The organism is Acetobacter fabarum (assembly GCF_011516925.1).
Classification (GTDB): domain Bacteria; phylum Pseudomonadota; class Alphaproteobacteria; order Acetobacterales; family Acetobacteraceae; genus Acetobacter; species Acetobacter fabarum.
Window position 1 is genome coordinate 77,195 of record NZ_WOTG01000006.1, and the last position, 15,751, is coordinate 92,945.

Below are 15,751 nucleotides of genomic sequence, written 5' to 3' on the forward strand. Positions count from 1 at the left end.
ACCATGGCGCTACTCGACCTGAATGATCCCACGCTCTTCCGCCAGCAGGCTTTTATTGCCGGCATCTGGTGTGATGGGCAGGACAGCCAGCGGATTGACGTGGATAACCCCGCAACGGGGGGCATTATTGGCTCTGTACCCGCCTGCACTGCACAGGATACCCAAAAAGCAGTGGAAGCTGCACGCATAGCCCAGCTGGACTGGAAGCGTAAAACCGGCACGCAGCGGGCTGAAGTTCTGGCTACATGGTACCAGCTTGTCATGGACAATGTGGAAGACCTTGCCACGATCATGACCGCAGAACAGGGTAAGGTTCTGGCCGAAGCACGGGGCGAAGTGCGCTACGCGGCCTCTTTCCTCAAATGGTATGCCGAAGAAGCTCGCCGGAGCGAGGGGAGTATCCTAAGCACGGCAGACCCTGCCCGGCGCGTTCTGGTGCTGAAACAGCCCATTGGGGTCACGGCCGCCATTACGCCCTGGAACTTTCCACTGGCCATGATCACCCGCAAATGCGGCCCTGCCATTGCCGCAGGGTGCAGCATGGTTATCAAACCTTCCGAGCTAACGCCTTTTTCCGCCCTTGCCCTTGCTGTGCTGGGCGAACGTGCGGGCCTGCCCACAGGGTTGCTGAGTGTCATTACCGGCCTGCCCGCAGCCGTGGGCAAAGTGCTGACCGAAAGCCCGGTTGTGCGTAAACTCACCTTTACCGGCTCTACGGGGGTTGGCAAAATCCTGCTCGAACAATCCGCCTCAACCGTAAAAAAATGCAGCATGGAACTGGGCGGCAACGCTCCATTCCTTGTGTTTGATGATGCGGATGTGGACGCCACAGCCGAAGGCATTATGCAAAGCAAGTTCCGCAATGCCGGGCAAACCTGCGTTTGCGCCAACCGCGTGCTGGTGCAGGACGGCATATGGAACCGTCTGCTGGAGGCCGTCATGCGTAAGGTTGAAGCCTTGCAGGTTGGTGCCGGCATGGATGCAGGCAGCACGATTGGGCCGCTTATTAACGAATCTGCCGTAGCCAAAGTGCGGGCCCATGTGGAAGACGCATTGAGCAAGGGAGCACGTTACGTAGGTGCCCCCCTACGCACGGAGGGCCGCTTTGTGTGGCCGGTGGTGCTTGAAGGTGTCACCACCGAAATGCGCGTGGCTCACGAGGAAACATTTGGCCCCGTGCTGCCCCTGTTCCGTTTTAAAATGGAAGAAGAGGCCGTGAACATTGCCAATAATACGCCTTTTGGGCTGGCAAGCTACTTTTTTACCAATGACATCCGCCGTTTGTGGCGCGTGGGCGAAGCGCTGGAATTTGGCATGATCGGGCACAATACCGGCGCCATTTCCATGGAAAGCGTGCCTTTTGGCGGGGTCAAGGAGTCTGGCCTCGGGCGCGAAGGGGGGCATGCGGGCATGGAAGAATTCATGGAAACGAAAAGTCTGCATCTTGGCGGGCTTGACGTTTAACATCCGGAACATTCTGATCAGTGTTCCATCAGCCCCGCAACGGGGCTGACCCATCCTTGCTCTGGAGATCACCTCTGCCATGCAGCCCACGCCAAAGCTGGACAGAATTGACCTTAAAATTCTCACGCAGTTGCAGCGCAATGGTCGCCTGACCAATGTTGAGCTTGCCAACAGGGTTGGTCTTTCGGCCAGTCCGTGCCTTATCCGTGTCAAACGGCTGGAGGCTGCTGGCTACATAACGGGCTACGGCGCTCAGATTGATATCCGTAAGATTACGTCCATCCTGACCGTGTTTACGGAAATCACCCTCTCTGACCACAGGCGCCATGATTTTGCGCGCTTTGAAAGCCATGTCAGCAAGCTGGATACCGTTGTGGAGTGCCACCTTATTAGCGGGGGGTATGACTATCTGGTCAAGTTTATTACCCGCGATGTGGAACACTACCAGATTATCATGGAAAATCTTCTTGAACTGAACATCGGGATCGAGAAGTACTTCAGTTACATCGTGATAAAATCCCCAATTGTAAAAGAGTCTTTTCCAATTCAGGACTTTTTCCCGGAGCAGAAAATTTGACCCAGACTGCAACCTCCCCCCCAATCCTGCAAACCCAGATTGCATTCCGCCCCATAACCCCGGAGGATCTTCCTCAGGCATGGCAGCTCTCCAAGGATCTTGCATGGCCTCACAGGCTGGAAGACTGGGAGCAAATGCTTGCTCTGGGTAATGGTTTTGTTGCCACTACCACAGATGGCTCCGTTATCGGCACGCTCCTGTGGTGGGCATGGGGCCCTCAGGCAGCCAGTCTGGGCATGATCATTGTCAGCCCTGCTTGGCAGGGGCATGGTATTGGCAAGCACCTTATGGCGCTGGCCCGGCAGGCCCTGCCAGGTTACCGGCTCCACCTAAACGCCACATCCGCCGGTGTGCCGCTATACGAAAAAAGCGGTTTCCATTCCACGGGTGTAGTTATGCAGCATCAGGGCAATGTTTCCACCGTGCCCCTGCTTCCCCTGCCGGAAGGCTGCCGTATGCGGCCTATGGGGGCGGCTGATCTGACCGCAATCTGTGACATGGATAAAGCGGCTCTCAAGCTTGACCGTTCTGCCCTGCTCACACGGCTGATGGAAGATGGACGCGGGATTCTGGTGGATTCAGAAAAAGGTATTCTGGGCTTTTCCTTCTGCCGCAAATTCGGCTGGGGGCAGGCCACAGGCCCGATAATTGCACTGGATCAGGCTTTTGCCCTGCCCATGCTGGCATATTGGGCAGGCACCTGCGCCGGGCAGTTCCTGCGGGTGGACATTCCACAGGACGAAACCGTAGCCAGCCTGCTGGACCAGTGGGGCCTGCTGCGGGTGGGTTCTGTTGTGTCCATGTCCACCGAAGTGGTGGAAACAGGTGATGCAGCAACACAACAGCCTCCCATCTGCTTTGCACTGTGCAGTCAGGCGCTGTGCTGAACCCGGCACGGCTGTTCTTATTTTGTAGGAAACTACGTTATGTCTTTTCTGCTCAAATCCACCCGTGAGCGCGCAGAAGTCTGGAAGCCACTGTTCCAAAAGGCGCTACCAGACCTTGCCTTCCATATCTGGCCGGAAACCGGAAACCCCGAGGACGTCCGGTTTATGGCGGCATGGGAGCCTCCGGCGGACCTGCTCCAGCGTTTTCCCAACCTTGAAGTCCTGTTTTCGGTCGGGGCGGGTGTTGACCAGTTCGATATGAGCGCAATACCCGAGCATGTGACCATTATTCGCATGATCGAACCCGGCTTAACAGACGGCATGGTTGACTACGTTTTGTGGGCAACCCTGACATTGCACCGCGAAATACTAACCTATCTGGCCCAGCAGAAGCAGCATGTCTGGAAAACCCGGCATAACAAAATAGCTTCGCAGCGCCGGGTCGGCGTTATGGGGTTAGGCACACTGGGCACGCCTGTAGCCAGAGCTTTGGCCCATGCCGGGTTTAACTGCCGCGGCTGGTCACGCTCACGCCATGCTGTGCCCAACGTAACCTGTTACGCGGGTGCGGAGGAGCTGGACGCGTTTTTGGCTGAAACAGATATTCTGGTCTGCCTGCTTCCGCTAACAGACGCCACGCGGGGCATGCTCAACGCCGATCTGTTTGCAAAACTGCCCAAAGGTGCGCAGGTCATTAATGTTGCTCGCGGGGCGCATCTGGTTACGCAAGACCTGCTTGCTGCACTTGATTGTGGGCAGATTGACGCAGCCATTCTGGACGTAACAGACCCAGAACCTCTGCCTGCGGAGAGCCCCTTATGGGCACACCCCAATGTGCTGGTCACACCCCATGTAGCAAGCAACAGCCAGACAGAAACCGCAGGGCGTGTGCTCCTTGATACCGTGCAACGCTACCTGGCCGGAGAGCGGGACTTCCCCTCCAAAGTCGATCGCTCCAAAGGGTATTGAGCTTTAATCCGCATTACAAAAAACAGGCAGGGATAGCTATCCCTGCCTGTTCCTACGTCCGGTTTAGTCACCCGTAGCTGTAGATAGCACTCCGGCCACACCAATATGGGAGTAACCGGGTGGCGGTATCAGGGTTCCAGATTCTGTACGTAATCCTTGGCGCGGTAGTATGCCCCCACAACGGGCAGAAAGTGTGACGCCAGACCATAAAACGGAATCTTCGGCCAGGACCGCCCTGCCAGAGGATTGGTGCTGGGCATGCCACTCATGGCCTCAGCCATCCGCTGGCCCATGTAAACAGACATCTGTGTACCATGTCCGCTATACCCCATGGTGTAATATACACCATTCCACTGGCCCGCACGGGGCAGACGATCAACGGTCATATCCACATCCCCGCCCCAACAGTAGTCTATTTTAACGTCTGGCAAGGCAGGAAGCGTGCGCCGCATGGCGGCAAGCAGCATATGCCCGCTGGCAATATCCGTTGTGGTCCGTGAACGCGAGAAACTGGCCCGGCCGCCAAAAATAAGCCGGTTATCCGCTGTTGCCCTAAAGTAGTTATGGATGTTCTGCATGGTCACAACATTGCGGCCACCGGGCATGACCTGCTCAAGGGTTGTGGCATCCATGGGCTCGGTCGCAACAATAAAGCTCCCCACCGGCATAATGCGCTGGCGGAACCAGGATGGACCATGCCTGCTGGTGCCAGTTGCCATAAGCACGTTTTTTGCAAAAATCCGGCCATGCGGGGTTGAGACCTCAAATCCACCCTTACCAGATTTAATGCCGGTCATGGGTGTGTTTTCAAAAATCAGTCCGCCCGCCTTCATAACAGACTGGGCCAGCCCTACACCAAAACGGCCCATATGCATGCGCGCACTCCGGGGGTAGATCAGCCCGCTGTTAAACAGATCTGATGCCAGTTCACTCCGGATCTGCTGCCCATCTATAAACTTTACGTCCGGGTCAGCTTCTTTCTGGAGTTTTTCGTAATCAGACAACAGAGCAGCCCGATGGGCCTGCAAGTTGCCAACCTTGAGTTTGCCGCAGCGCTCAAAATCGCAGTCAATCGCGTTATCCCGCACAACGGCCTCAACCGTATCAACCGCCGCGTTGAAGACCTTGTAAAGAGATGTTGCTTTATCCACCCCCATATTTTTGCATGCGAGGGAAAAACTGCCCGCAAGGCCATTGTTCACATGGCCACCATTCCTGCCCGATGCCTCGCCTACCACGCGCTCTCGCTCAAGCAGAACAACAGATGCACCCAGCTGGCGTAACCGCAGGGCAGCGGAAAGGCCGCTAAATCCCCCCCCCACCACCACAGCATCCACTGAACCGGGCAGAGCGGCAATGGGACTGGCTGTGAATGATGGGGCTGTTTCCAGCCAATAAGAGGTTAACTTCATAACGCGTTCCTCATAATCGTATCAGGAAAGGGTAATATGACTAGCCTGAGAAAGACTAAGCCCTGCTGTTTCTGGTGCCCAACGCCAGGATATAAGTGCCCCAAGGGCAAGAAGAGCAAAAGCGCCAAAAAGAGTTGCCTGCACGCCAAAATGGGCCACTCCAACAGGGAGCAGAAAAGTACCCAAAGCAGCCCCCAGCCGACTGGCAGAGGAGGCAAAACCAACCGCAGTGCCGCGTATTTCTGTGGGGAACAGTTCATTGGGATAAACGAACTGAAGGCCACTCCCCGCAGCTTCCACGGCTGAATACACAATAAACGCGACGAGAACCGCCCACCCGGCCTGCCCTGGCCAGACAACAATAAAGAGCAGGGAGAGTGCCGCCAGCACAAAAGACCAGATCAGGAGTGTTCTACGCCCGATCTTGTTAATCAACCCGAATGTGACCGGCAGAATACCCAGGAATGTAAAGCATGTGACCACACAGGCCGCCAGAACAGGGTTGGTCAGGTGCATTTGCGCCAGAATTTGCGCCTGCAGGGTATGGATGGAAAATGCAGGAGCACTTTGCAGTATCCAGAACGCACTCACAAAAAGCAGTAACCCCCGGTAACGTGGGCTGCACAGCAGGGCCATAACCTGCCGTATTCCCCCTGCCGCAACCGTAGTGGAAGGTGCTTCAAACGCAACATCCATTTTCAGGAATGTTTTAACAATATGCCGAGCCTCCGCCGCCCGCCCAACACTGAGCAGCCACAGAGGAGATTCCGGCATACCCGCACGGCATAGCAGCAAAAAGAGTGACGGTACAAAGCTGGAACCCAGAATAAGCTGCCAATTACCGGGAAAAAACGAAAGCAGCGCATACCCGATAATAAAACTGCACACATACCCCAACCACCAGAAGGTGATGAGCCCGCTCAGTGCCGGTCCACGCCAGCGCCGGGGCATGAACTCGGTCACGTAAGCTGTCGCAATCGGGTAGTCCGCGCCAATGGCAATGCCGATAAGAAAACGCCAGACCAGCAGCCCCGTAAAGCTGGCACAAAAAAACTGGGCGGCGGAAAAGACCGTGAACATAAGAATGTTCACGGTATAGAGGATCTTGCGCCCGAACCGGTCGGAGGTGACCCCTCCAGCCAGCCCTCCCACAAAAACACCGGCCAGAGAGGCAGCGCCCACAAGCCCCGTAGCGTTGGCTCCCAGATGGAAGCTGGAAACCAGCAACGGCAGCACAACGCCAATAATGCCCAGAATATAGCCATCGCAAAAAGGCCCGCCACCAGCAATAAGCGCTAGACGTAAATGAAAGGCCGATGCTGGTATGTCATCAAGGGTCCGGACTTCCATGCCTTGTATCCTCTCAGGAGTATAACATCTGCAGGCCGCCCTGGTCTGCCAGGTCTGCGAGTTCCTTCAAGGTGGAAAAATGGTAGTCTGGTTTTGTCAGGGTTTCGACCGCAATGGTGCCTCCAAACCCGCCAATGGCTTTACGCCGCTCGATCCAGCATACCGTGTAGCCCAGTTTGCGGGCTATTCCGATGTCATGGTACTGGCTTTGCGCAACATGCAGAATATCTCCTTGCAAAATGCCATCCCGGCTCAGGCGACCCCGGGCAAAACCAAAAAAAGCGGTATCTGGCTTTTCGCACAGCGCATCATCCACCGTAATGGAATCATGGAATGGCATGCCGAGTGTTTTTTCCATACCGGAAAAAGCCCAACGCTGCGTGTTGGTCATGGCCACGAGCTTGAAGTGCCTGCCAAGGCGCTGCATGGCTTCCACGCTATCTGCAAACGCGGGCCAGTCTTTGGCGGCGTAAACAAATGCGTCGGCATAGGCTTCTGTTTCAGGCAGGCCAAACTGCGCAGCAAGTTGCAGGTAAATGGGCTTTAAGTCCTGCGGAAAAGGCAGGGTCTGCCCGCGTGCGCGCATACCTCTGTAAGCACTCAGGAATGCCTCACGCTCAATGGCAACCCCACACAACTTCTGCAGCGCATCCATCATGCCGCTTTCAAAGTCGATCAGGGTACCGACAACATCAAAGGTTAATGCTTTGGGAAAACGGGCCACGTCACAATCTCCGTTACTTAGTGCTTAAAAACCTGTTGAGAAGGAAAGAACACCGGCAAAACCACCGCCGACATAATACTGCGGAGCACTCCCCGCGACCGTATGGCCATTCACCACCATGCTCCGGGCATTGGTTTTGATGCTGCTTGTGCCAGACAGATATCCGCTATTGCCAATATTGAGCAGGTTCAGCTGGATCTGAGGGTGCTTTGCGAGCCACATATTCTTGAAGCGATAGCCAATGTTGGCATTAAACGTCTCGTAGCTCGGGATGGATTCATCGTTCATGAACGTTGAATACTGTTTGCCGATGTAGTTCATGTTGAACCCACCAAAAATGGATCCATCATCATAGTTCAGGCCAATTGCCGCCGTGAATTCGGGGGTATTGACAGCCCGCTTACCTTTGGTTGGCAGGGCAACCGTTGTGTTGGAGCCATCGCTGGTACCCGCAGACAGGTTGCTGTCGATGGTTGCGTGTTCATACTGCCCCGAAACGTATGGGCTGAAGTGGTGCCACCGGCGCAGCCCGACTTCCAGCTGCACACCGCGCATGGTCTGCCCACCTGCATCAATCGATTCAGAAACAGGCAGCCCGCCCTGATAGGTGGTTGTGCTCAGTTGCCGGTGCGTAAAGTTATAATTGAACAGCGCGACAGATATGTTGGCAAAACCCGTGTGTCTGTAACCAATTTCCTCACCAATCGCAAACTCAGGATTAATCTTGGTCGCATGCCGGGAGGAGAGTTTGCCACTGCTGATGCTGTAACGGTCCGCATAGGTCATGATCGAGGCAGGCATACGGAAGGAAGAGGTGCCGTTAATATAGATCTGGTCATGTGGCGTAATTTTAAAGCTCGCCATGAACTGCGGCAGCGGCTCTGCAACACTCTGCCCGGTTGCGTAAGTTACCCCCGGCACGTTGTTGGTTTGCGAACGTGTGACCATGACTTCCTTGAACCCGGCCGTGAGTGTCAGCCGGTCATGGAATGCCTTGTACGTATCGTTAATGAACAGCGCGTTGGTTTGCTGGATGAGGTGAATGTCATATGTCCGCAGCACACTGCCATTGGCGGTCAGGATGGGGTTGTCGCCCCACATGCTTGGAACACTGCCATTTGCGTTAACAGCCTGATAGCTCTGCGGCTCGGACTGGTCAAAATAGGAATACCATGCACCGCCGGTAACCGTATTGTGCCCACGCGTCCAGGACAGGGCTGCGTTAATACCCGAATATGCCAGCGTGTAGGTATCAATAGAGTCCGCGACAATCGTGTTATTTGTACCCGGAACCTGGAGTGGCCCTGCCGGGTTGGGGCCCAGAAAGCTGTTGTTCCGATCAAGCGTGGTGCCGCCGTTATCATACCCCCACGAGTAGGTAAAATATGGCGTAACATCCAGCGCAAGCCCATGGTCGAACTTCATGTTGATCGGCGCACCCAGAATGAACTTCTTCATCCTGTTTTCATAATACTTGTAGTAATTCCCGGGGGAGGAACCAAAAGGTGTATCGTTGTAGTTGAAATTGACACCCTGTGCATCCCACTGGGCCTTGGTGGGGGCACGCAGGTAATACTGCTGGGCATCGTTGTAGCTCATGACAAAGGCTGCGTGGTTATCGCGGCCCCAGTCTTTCACAAACTTCATATCAACATGGTAACGCTGGGTTCCACCCACACCGCGCCACTCGTCCGCCACACGGTGCGAGAAGGAGATAAAGCCACGCACTCCTGTTTTGCCAATATCACCCGTTTCAACACGAATAAAATGACGACGCAGACTAAAAGAACCATAAGACGCATCAATCAACCCACCAAAATGGTGTGAAGGATCATGCATGGTTTCAGACAACTCCCCCCCAACCGCATTGTAGAGCGGGGAGCGCGTATCTGGCGAACCCTGTGTCAGTGTAAGGGACTGGATGTTTTCGTTATCCGCTGCGGCAGATGTATAGGGCAGCAAATATACGGGAGCCGCCGCGGGAATGCCTTCAAACAGAAAGCCGATTTCCTGCTGGTTAAGGCCGCGCACGGTCAGGCCCTGCTGGTCATCATTCGTGCCAAGCGGGTCGTTGCCCGCATACACAACACCGGGAAGGCTGGCTACAAGGGCAGCCGGGTTGCTGGTCGGGCTCTGCTTGGCAATGTAGTCACGCGTCAGACCACTGCGGGATTTGGCAATGGTTTGCGGTGGCATCATACCCCCACCGGGTGTTCTGTTGGTAACACCATTAGACAGGGTAACATGGCCTGTTACACCCACTTCTTCCGTTTTTGCCGATTCAACCGCAGTTGTTTTACGCGCGGCTGGGTCTGCTCTGGACACATCGGAGTTTTTGCGCGGCGTTGCCTTGGCATGCCGTTTTGCTGCTGGTGTGGAGTGATCTGCCTCCGCCCACGCCGTTCCGATTCCGGAACAATATAGTCCGCCAAAACTGGCAAAAGAGGAGACCGAGAGCAGCAGTGCCAGAGAACGGGACATACCCCTCTGCGCTACAGTGCGCGGAAACCGCGCCAGCGTACAGTTCCGCGAAACAAAAGAAGTTTGAGTGTTTGCCATGCCTATCCTCCGGAACACCCAAAATAGGGCGGTAAAGCGTGAGACAGCGCCAGTTGTCCGAATGATTATGTGCGGAGCGGTGCAGCGGAATACTCCGATTTCCTATGCTATACAGTACATCATATCGTTTTTATAACGGAATGAGTAAAATCCTCCCGAAGCCTGATATTCCCCGATTATGGCCAAAGCCCCCCTAATTGCCTGCATGGAATATGGCCTGCTGCGGGTGATATACCCTGTTCAAAAACACCCCAAACTTCCTTGGAATGGAGCATATAAAAAAAGGCTGCCATTTTGCATGGCAGCCCGTTTGATGTTTTTGCGGAACCCGGTTTTTATACCCCGCTCCCCAGACGTTCCTCGTTTTACGGTTCTGTGGGACGAAAAATAACATAGACCTTTTTCACCATCTCAAGACTTTCCCAAGAACAGCTTGCCCCCCGGCAGATCAGGAAGGCATCCCCGGCTTTAAAAGTCTGTTTTTCCCCCGCCTCGTTCACAAAGGATACGCAACCTTCAAGCAGGCACATGAACTCGTCATGCACATAAGGAACCTTTTTCCTGTAATAGGGAGTTGCCGACCATGTACCACCATAGAACTGCCCTTTGCACGACCGCCACGCAGGCGCACTCTGGCACTCCGGTGTTGGACCAGTCAGATACTCGGCTGGCGGCGGATTAGAAGGAGACATAACCGCGGCGGGGTCAATAACAACCACGCCGGGCTCGCCCTTTTCCGCTTCTGTTACCCCCATCGCAAACAGGCGGGTGCCGGGTGTGGCAGACCAGTCAAACGCTGTACCAGCGCTTACCTTGCTTCCCTGCCCTTCCGTCATGCCAGTACCGTTTATGGAAAACTGTCCATCCAGCACAAACAGAAAAACATCTTCATTGCCAGCATCAACATGGCCCGTGCCTTGTGGTGCCACCAGTTCGAGCGAAACTGCCCCGTCAGCCACGGGTAACGCGTAGCGGGCTGTTTTGTAATCTCCGGCGGTAAGCGGGCATGTTGCTGCCAGTGCCTTCAGGTCCAGAGCACGTTGCATGTCGAGCATTTTTCTTAAATCCTGCGTTGCATGGGTTCAAATGGGTCAGGCCGGGCAAAGCCTCATTCCCATGAGGATAACCCCATCCATTACGCAGAATATGGTGGTTTTAGTACCAAAAACGCCATTTCCATTTTATTACGGGTCCGCATCCAATAGATCACCCCTGTTCAACCTATGGAGTTTGAACTCCCACCTTGCGCAACATGCAGACCGGAGTGCCGGATGAACAGGGACGCGGCCTGCTCCTTATTTTGATTGCCCCGCCGCTTGCCTTAACTTTCATAAACGGTCAGTCTAAGGGCCAAGCGTGTTCCTTCCATTTTGATTTCGAGAATGTGTGTGCCCTCTTTTAAAGCTTCCTGCGCGGTCTCCGTCGCGTTCTGCCTTCTTGCGGGCTGCACACCACCTAATTTTAACACCCCCGGCCCCTTACCGCAGGAAAGCGCCTACAACGCGCTATTCCCCCAATGGGCCGAACTCTGTGCCGTTTCACAAATCTCCAAAAAACCCGGTTACGGGGCAGATATTGCCGGGGGACCGGGGGGGCATGCCGTCCTGTTCCTGCATGGGGCCTGTCTGGACCCTTCCTCCCCCTACCCTGTACTCAAAGCCTGCCCGCAGGGTGAGACCGGGGTGAGCATGAACGCCCATTTTGTAAATGCAAACTGGGTTGGCATACCCGGACGTGCGTTTTTTTATGATGGTATTCTCAAACCCGGAGAAGGCCTGACGCGGGAAGCCTACCAGAACACGAAAATGGAAGCACAAAAGCGCGGCCTTTACAGTGCCATTACATTCCGGGACTGGGCGTTGGCAGACAGGCCAGCCAGCACCCCGGCAGAAGACTGGAAATACGAAGTTTCCATCGGCACGGATTACGCCGTAAGTTACGGGCGCGCCCGATACTGCGCCCGATTGCCGGTCAGTTCGACCCAGATGGTCCATATTGTGGACTTTCTAAACAGCCGCAACGCACTGTACCGCTACGGTCCCAAGACATTTGAAACCAATGTCATGCAGGATAACTGCAACCATCTTATCCATAATGCACTCGCGGCAACGGACTTCTGGCATGAACTGCCTGTTCATCAGTTCATTCTTCAGGCGGCGCTGACCTTCCCTGTTCCCAAAAACGAGGTGGTCAACCTGCTGGACCGGGCAGACCGCCACAAACCGGGTGACCTCCACGCCCTGTTCCATGACCCGCAAACCCGCCAGACCCTGTTGCGTGATGGTTGGCTACCGGGGGAGCCGGGGGTTATTCTGGACTCTAACCCCGTACAGACCCCCAATACGGTCTATAACACCAACCTGTCCCTTATTTTTTATGATGACCCGCTGCTTGGCCACTACAACCGGGCATTCAGCCGTTATCTGGCTCAACCGCGTTACCATGACCTGCATGCCAACCTGCTCTGGTATCAAGCACTTTACGCACAAATCGCGGCGGAACGCCGGCCTTTAGCTGAGTGGCTGAAAAAAGAGCCTGCGGGTTTTGCTGCGTTTTATAATGCCTATTACATATGGCTCGGCAACCAGCAGGCTCTTGTAGCAAAAGGGCTTAGTTTGCTGCCCGCTTCTTCGCCCATTTCCAGCGCATGGCCGCCAGCACGGAGCGAAACGCCAGCAGCGGTGCCTGCACCCGCCAGCGCCCCACAAAGTCCCCTGCCAGTAGCGAAATAATGGCGTCACGCATACGCAGGATATTCCGGGGGTTGAGGAATAACTCCCGTTGCACCGGGTCGTTAATCCCGTAAATCAGCCAGGCGACGCGGCGCATTTCCTGCCGTGTGCAGTATTCCTCACGCCGGGCAGCCTTGCGCCCCTGTGCGGGGCTGCGCAGCCATGCGCGCGCCACCCGGGCTCCACGGTAAGCACTCTTCATGGCCAGCAGCACACCGGACGAAAACACAGGGTCCAGGAACGCAAACGCATCCCCGATCATGTAATACCCTTCCCCCCATGTTTTGTCCGCGCAATAGGAGTAGTTTCCGGTGGTTGTCAGTTCCCCCAACTGTTCCGCTGGTGCTAGACGCTGTGAGACACTCGGGCTTTCCGCCACCTTTTTCCAGAACAGGTCTGTTTTGGGACCGGTATGGGAGCTGAACGCATTTTTATCCCCCACAAAACCAACGCTCATAATGTTGTCACGCAGGGGGATCATCCAGAACCATCCGTCATCCACCAGATGGATGGAAATATAACCTTCCATATCCGCTTCACGGCGTTCAACATTGCGGAAATGCGCAAAAATGGCGGCTGTAGAGTTGTTTTTATCAGCATGCCGCGTATGCAAACGCCGCGCCAGAAATCCGTCCCGCCCGGATGCATCCAGCACAAAGCGGGGCGTAAAGGTGTGGGTTTGCCCAGCCTCGTCCTGCGCAATAACCTGCGTTGGCTGGCGGGGCGTAAAACGGGCTTCTGTTACCCGCAGACCTTCAAGGGTTTCCACCCCATGCGCCTGAGCATTGCGGAACAGGATTTCATCAAACTCAGAGCGCCTGACCTGATACGCATGCGTATCCTTCGGGCTGATTGCATGACTGAAGGGAAAAGCCAGCCGCCCCTCCCCCCGGTCCGACACAAATTCGGCACCGGGTTTAAATACCCCGATCTCGCGCACCTTATCCAGCACGCCAATGTCGCGGAGCAGCTCCATGTTGCAGGGCAGCAGGGATTCACCAATATGGAAGCGGGGATGCGGATCTTTTTCCAGCATAATGACCGACACACCCTGCCGGGCCAGCAACGTGGCGGCTGTGCTCCCCGCAGGCCCGCCACCAATAACCAGAACATCGCATTCCCGCGCAGACATATCAGAACCACTCATGCCATACCCCCATTAACCCCTATGGTCTGCCCCGAAATGTAGGCAGCTTGTTCCGAGGCCAGAAACCCTACCAGATCAGCCACTTCCTCCGGTTGCCCCGCACGGCGGGCCGGAACCACAGCGGCAATATCTGCATCGCTCATAACCGCCGCCGTAGCGGGGGAAGCAATAATGCCCGGCGCTATGGCATTCACTGTAATGCCGCGGCTGCCAACTTCGCGCGCAAGGGAGCGTACTGCCCCCTCCAGCCCGGCTTTTGCCGCGCCGTAATTGACCTGCCCCCTGTTCCCCATCTGCGCGGTAATGGACGACAGGGCAATAATACGCCCCCAGCGGGTGCGGGTCAGGGGAAGCAGCAGCGGTTGCACCACGTTAAAAAAACCATCCAGCGATACGGCCAGCACATCCCGCCACTGGGCTGGGGCCATACCCGCCATTGTTACGTCATCATGGGTGCCTGCATTATGGACAATAACCTGCGGAACGCCCGCTTCCAGCACTGGAGTCAGGGCCTGTCTGGTCGCATTGGCATCTGTCAGGTCACAGCACCATAATTCAGTGGAGCCACCTTCGGCCCGTATGCGCTCCACAACCTCCTGCGCCTTGCTGCGTGAGGCATGGGCATGCACCAGAACATGCAAGCCATTCCCCGCCAGTTTATGGCAAATGGCAGCCCCAATCGGGCTGCTGCCGCCGGTTACGAGTGCGCGCTTCATTCAGCCCGCCCTGCACCAGCTACAGCGCGTTGAAACATGACTGTCCCGCGACCTTGCAAAAGCAGATCCCCCGGCTGGGAATGAACGGAAAAACCATAAACCATACCAGCGCTATCGACCTGCTCGCGCAGGACGTCAATCTGCAACAGGCCATATTCTGCACAATCCAGCCGGTCGCACTGCGCCTGCAGGTCACGCAGGGCTGCCAGATAACCGCCGGTTCTGGCCATGGTCTGCCCTGTAAGGGCACCATGGAGGGCCGCGGCCTGCATGGCCATTTCCGCCCCGACCAGCACCCCCAGCTGCCCAGCATGGCGCAACGGGTTATCCGGATGCAAATGGACCGCTGTATGCGCACGCAATGTGGTATCCGACCAGAAGGAGCAGGTATCCAGCAGGCAACTCGCACCCTGATGCGGGATTAAGGCCAGAATATCCACGCGCTCCAGCTTTACACGCTCTAACATGGCTTTACCTCCGCCAGAATGGTCCCCGGCTGGCAGGCCATATGCACAATGCCCTCCTGCCCGCTGGCAATCTGCTGGAGTAATGCCAGCCCCCCTGCCGCGGGGTTACTCCGCGCAAGCTCTGCAAGTTGGGGTGGCAAGGTTGTATCCTGCGCCACGGCGCCGGGAGCATGGGTTATATCCAGCGTGCAAACCGCGCCCTGCCTAGCCTGTGGCACCAGCACAAAGGCGCAACCAAATGTGTTGTGCGTAATACGGACTTTGCCAATTGGTCCGGGTATAGGCAGGTCATAGGCCACAAATAGCACGGGCGCATTTTCCACCACACATTCGGCAGCCGCCTTGAGCAACCCTTGCGCAAAAGACCAGTCATAACACCCCAATGCCACAACGGGGGCCAGACTGGCGTGCCCTATGGTCCAGTACCCTGCAGGCGCATTGTGCACCGAGTTATGAAACTGGGTCGGAGAAACCTCCCCTCCGGGCGTGCTCAGGGCGGTTAAAATACTATCCACCACAGCTCCATCCCCATTGGAACTGGCAAATACTCCCCTTATGTCTGCCGCCTGTACGCCTGCCTGCGCGCAGGCTTCCTCCGCCAGCGCAATTGCCAGCCGGGTTAACGGGCCACACCGCCGCCGCTCATTGGCAGGCAGGCAGGTAGCAGGCGGAACCTGTACCGGTGCGGGTGCCCAATCTTCCTGCCCTTGCAAAACGCGTGCGGCATGTGGCCACCCAGACAAACCC

The 15,751-nt window shown here is 55.9% G+C and carries 13 protein-coding genes; 4 read left to right on the top strand and 9 right to left on the bottom strand.

Annotated elements, in window-relative coordinates:
* Nucleotides 1-3: 3 nt before the first annotated feature.
* The 4 genes from GOB83_RS09005 to GOB83_RS09020 all read left to right on the top strand — a co-directional run bounded on the left by GOB83_RS09005 (nt 4) and on the right by GOB83_RS09020 (nt 3,897).
* A complete protein-coding gene (locus tag GOB83_RS09005; protein ID WP_165925814.1) occupies nt 4-1,464 on the top strand; it encodes an NAD-dependent succinate-semialdehyde dehydrogenase in 1,461 nt (486 codons plus the stop codon).
* 79 nt (nt 1,465-1,543) lie between these two features.
* Nucleotides 1,544-2,041, top strand: coding sequence for an Lrp/AsnC family transcriptional regulator (locus GOB83_RS09010; RefSeq protein WP_086646813.1), 498 nt, complete (start codon nt 1,544-1,546; stop codon nt 2,039-2,041).
* The gene (locus GOB83_RS09015) at nt 2,038-2,928 is read left to right on the top strand and encodes a GNAT family N-acetyltransferase (RefSeq protein ID WP_165925815.1); all 891 of its coding nucleotides are present in this window, start codon (nt 2,038-2,040) and stop codon (nt 2,926-2,928) included. Before GOB83_RS09010 ends, GOB83_RS09015 begins: the two co-directional genes overlap by 4 nt.
* Before the next feature lie 39 nt (nt 2,929-2,967).
* On the top strand, nt 2,968-3,897 hold the full coding sequence (locus GOB83_RS09020) for a 2-hydroxyacid dehydrogenase (protein WP_165925816.1): 930 nt from the start codon (nt 2,968-2,970) through the stop codon (nt 3,895-3,897).
* Nucleotides 3,898-4,025: 128 nt separating this feature from the next.
* Here GOB83_RS09020 and GOB83_RS09025 read toward each other — a convergent pair whose 3' ends face one another.
* The 9 genes from GOB83_RS09025 to GOB83_RS09065 form a co-directional block, all read right to left on the bottom strand.
* A complete protein-coding gene (locus tag GOB83_RS09025) occupies nt 4,026-5,309 on the bottom strand; it encodes an NAD(P)/FAD-dependent oxidoreductase (protein WP_165925817.1) in 1,284 nt (427 codons plus the stop codon).
* A 21-nt stretch (nt 5,310-5,330) separates the two neighbouring features.
* On the bottom strand, nt 5,331-6,659 hold the full coding sequence (locus GOB83_RS09030; protein ID WP_165925818.1) for an MFS transporter: 1,329 nt from the start codon (nt 6,657-6,659) through the stop codon (nt 5,331-5,333).
* 13 nt (nt 6,660-6,672) lie between these two features.
* Entirely contained in the window at nt 6,673-7,383 is a 711-nt protein-coding gene (locus GOB83_RS09035; RefSeq protein ID WP_086646818.1) for an HAD-IA family hydrolase, read from the bottom strand.
* 24 nt (nt 7,384-7,407) lie between these two features.
* A complete protein-coding gene (locus GOB83_RS09040; protein WP_165925819.1) occupies nt 7,408-9,864 on the bottom strand; it encodes a TonB-dependent receptor in 2,457 nt (818 codons plus the stop codon).
* Nucleotides 9,865-10,307: 443 nt separating this feature from the next.
* Nucleotides 10,308-10,997, bottom strand: coding sequence for a cupin domain-containing protein (locus GOB83_RS09045; RefSeq protein ID WP_165925820.1), 690 nt, complete (start codon nt 10,995-10,997; stop codon nt 10,308-10,310).
* A 1,555-nt stretch (nt 10,998-12,552) separates the two neighbouring features.
* Complete coding sequence (locus GOB83_RS09050; RefSeq protein ID WP_165925821.1) at nt 12,553-13,821, bottom strand: tryptophan 7-halogenase; 1,269 nt, start codon at nt 13,819-13,821, stop codon at nt 12,553-12,555.
* Nucleotides 13,818-14,537, bottom strand: a complete 720-nt coding sequence (gene fabG / locus GOB83_RS09055) for a 3-oxoacyl-ACP reductase FabG (RefSeq protein WP_165925822.1) — start codon at nt 14,535-14,537, stop codon at nt 13,818-13,820. Before fabG ends, GOB83_RS09050 begins: the two co-directional genes overlap by 4 nt.
* A complete protein-coding gene (locus GOB83_RS09060; protein ID WP_095349855.1) occupies nt 14,534-15,004 on the bottom strand; it encodes a phosphotransferase in 471 nt (156 codons plus the stop codon). The genes fabG and GOB83_RS09060 overlap by 4 nt, the downstream gene beginning before the upstream one ends.
* A complete protein-coding gene (locus tag GOB83_RS09065) occupies nt 14,998-15,747 on the bottom strand; it encodes a beta-ketoacyl synthase chain length factor (protein WP_242005803.1) in 750 nt (249 codons plus the stop codon). The genes GOB83_RS09060 and GOB83_RS09065 overlap by 7 nt, the downstream gene beginning before the upstream one ends.
* Between the last annotated feature and the right edge of the window lie 4 nt (nt 15,748-15,751).

What these genes read in the sequence shown, in the direction of transcription:
- GOB83_RS09030 (WP_165925818.1), bottom strand. Translation starts at nt 6,659, where the DNA reads ATGGAAGTCCGGACCCTTGATGACATACCAGCATCGGCCTTTCATTTA.
- GOB83_RS09050 (WP_165925821.1), bottom strand. Translation starts at nt 13,821, where the DNA reads ATGAGTGGTTCTGATATGTCTGCGCGGGAATGCGATGTTCTGGTTATT.
- fabG (WP_165925822.1), bottom strand. Translation starts at nt 14,537, where the DNA reads ATGAAGCGCGCACTCGTAACCGGCGGCAGCAGCCCGATTGGGGCTGCC.
- GOB83_RS09040 (WP_165925819.1), bottom strand. Translation starts at nt 9,864, where the DNA reads ATGTCCCGTTCTCTGGCACTGCTGCTCTCGGTCTCCTCTTTTGCCAGT.
- GOB83_RS09010 (WP_086646813.1), top strand. Translation starts at nt 1,544, where the DNA reads ATGCAGCCCACGCCAAAGCTGGACAGAATTGACCTTAAAATTCTCACG.
- GOB83_RS09045 (WP_165925820.1), bottom strand. Translation starts at nt 10,997, where the DNA reads ATGCTCGACATGCAACGTGCTCTGGACCTGAAGGCACTGGCAGCAACA.
- GOB83_RS09020 (WP_165925816.1), top strand. Translation starts at nt 2,968, where the DNA reads ATGTCTTTTCTGCTCAAATCCACCCGTGAGCGCGCAGAAGTCTGGAAG.
- GOB83_RS09060 (WP_095349855.1), bottom strand. Translation starts at nt 15,004, where the DNA reads ATGTTAGAGCGTGTAAAGCTGGAGCGCGTGGATATTCTGGCCTTAATC.
- GOB83_RS09005 (WP_165925814.1), top strand. Translation starts at nt 4, where the DNA reads ATGGCGCTACTCGACCTGAATGATCCCACGCTCTTCCGCCAGCAGGCT.
- GOB83_RS09025 (WP_165925817.1), bottom strand. Translation starts at nt 5,309, where the DNA reads ATGAAGTTAACCTCTTATTGGCTGGAAACAGCCCCATCATTCACAGCC.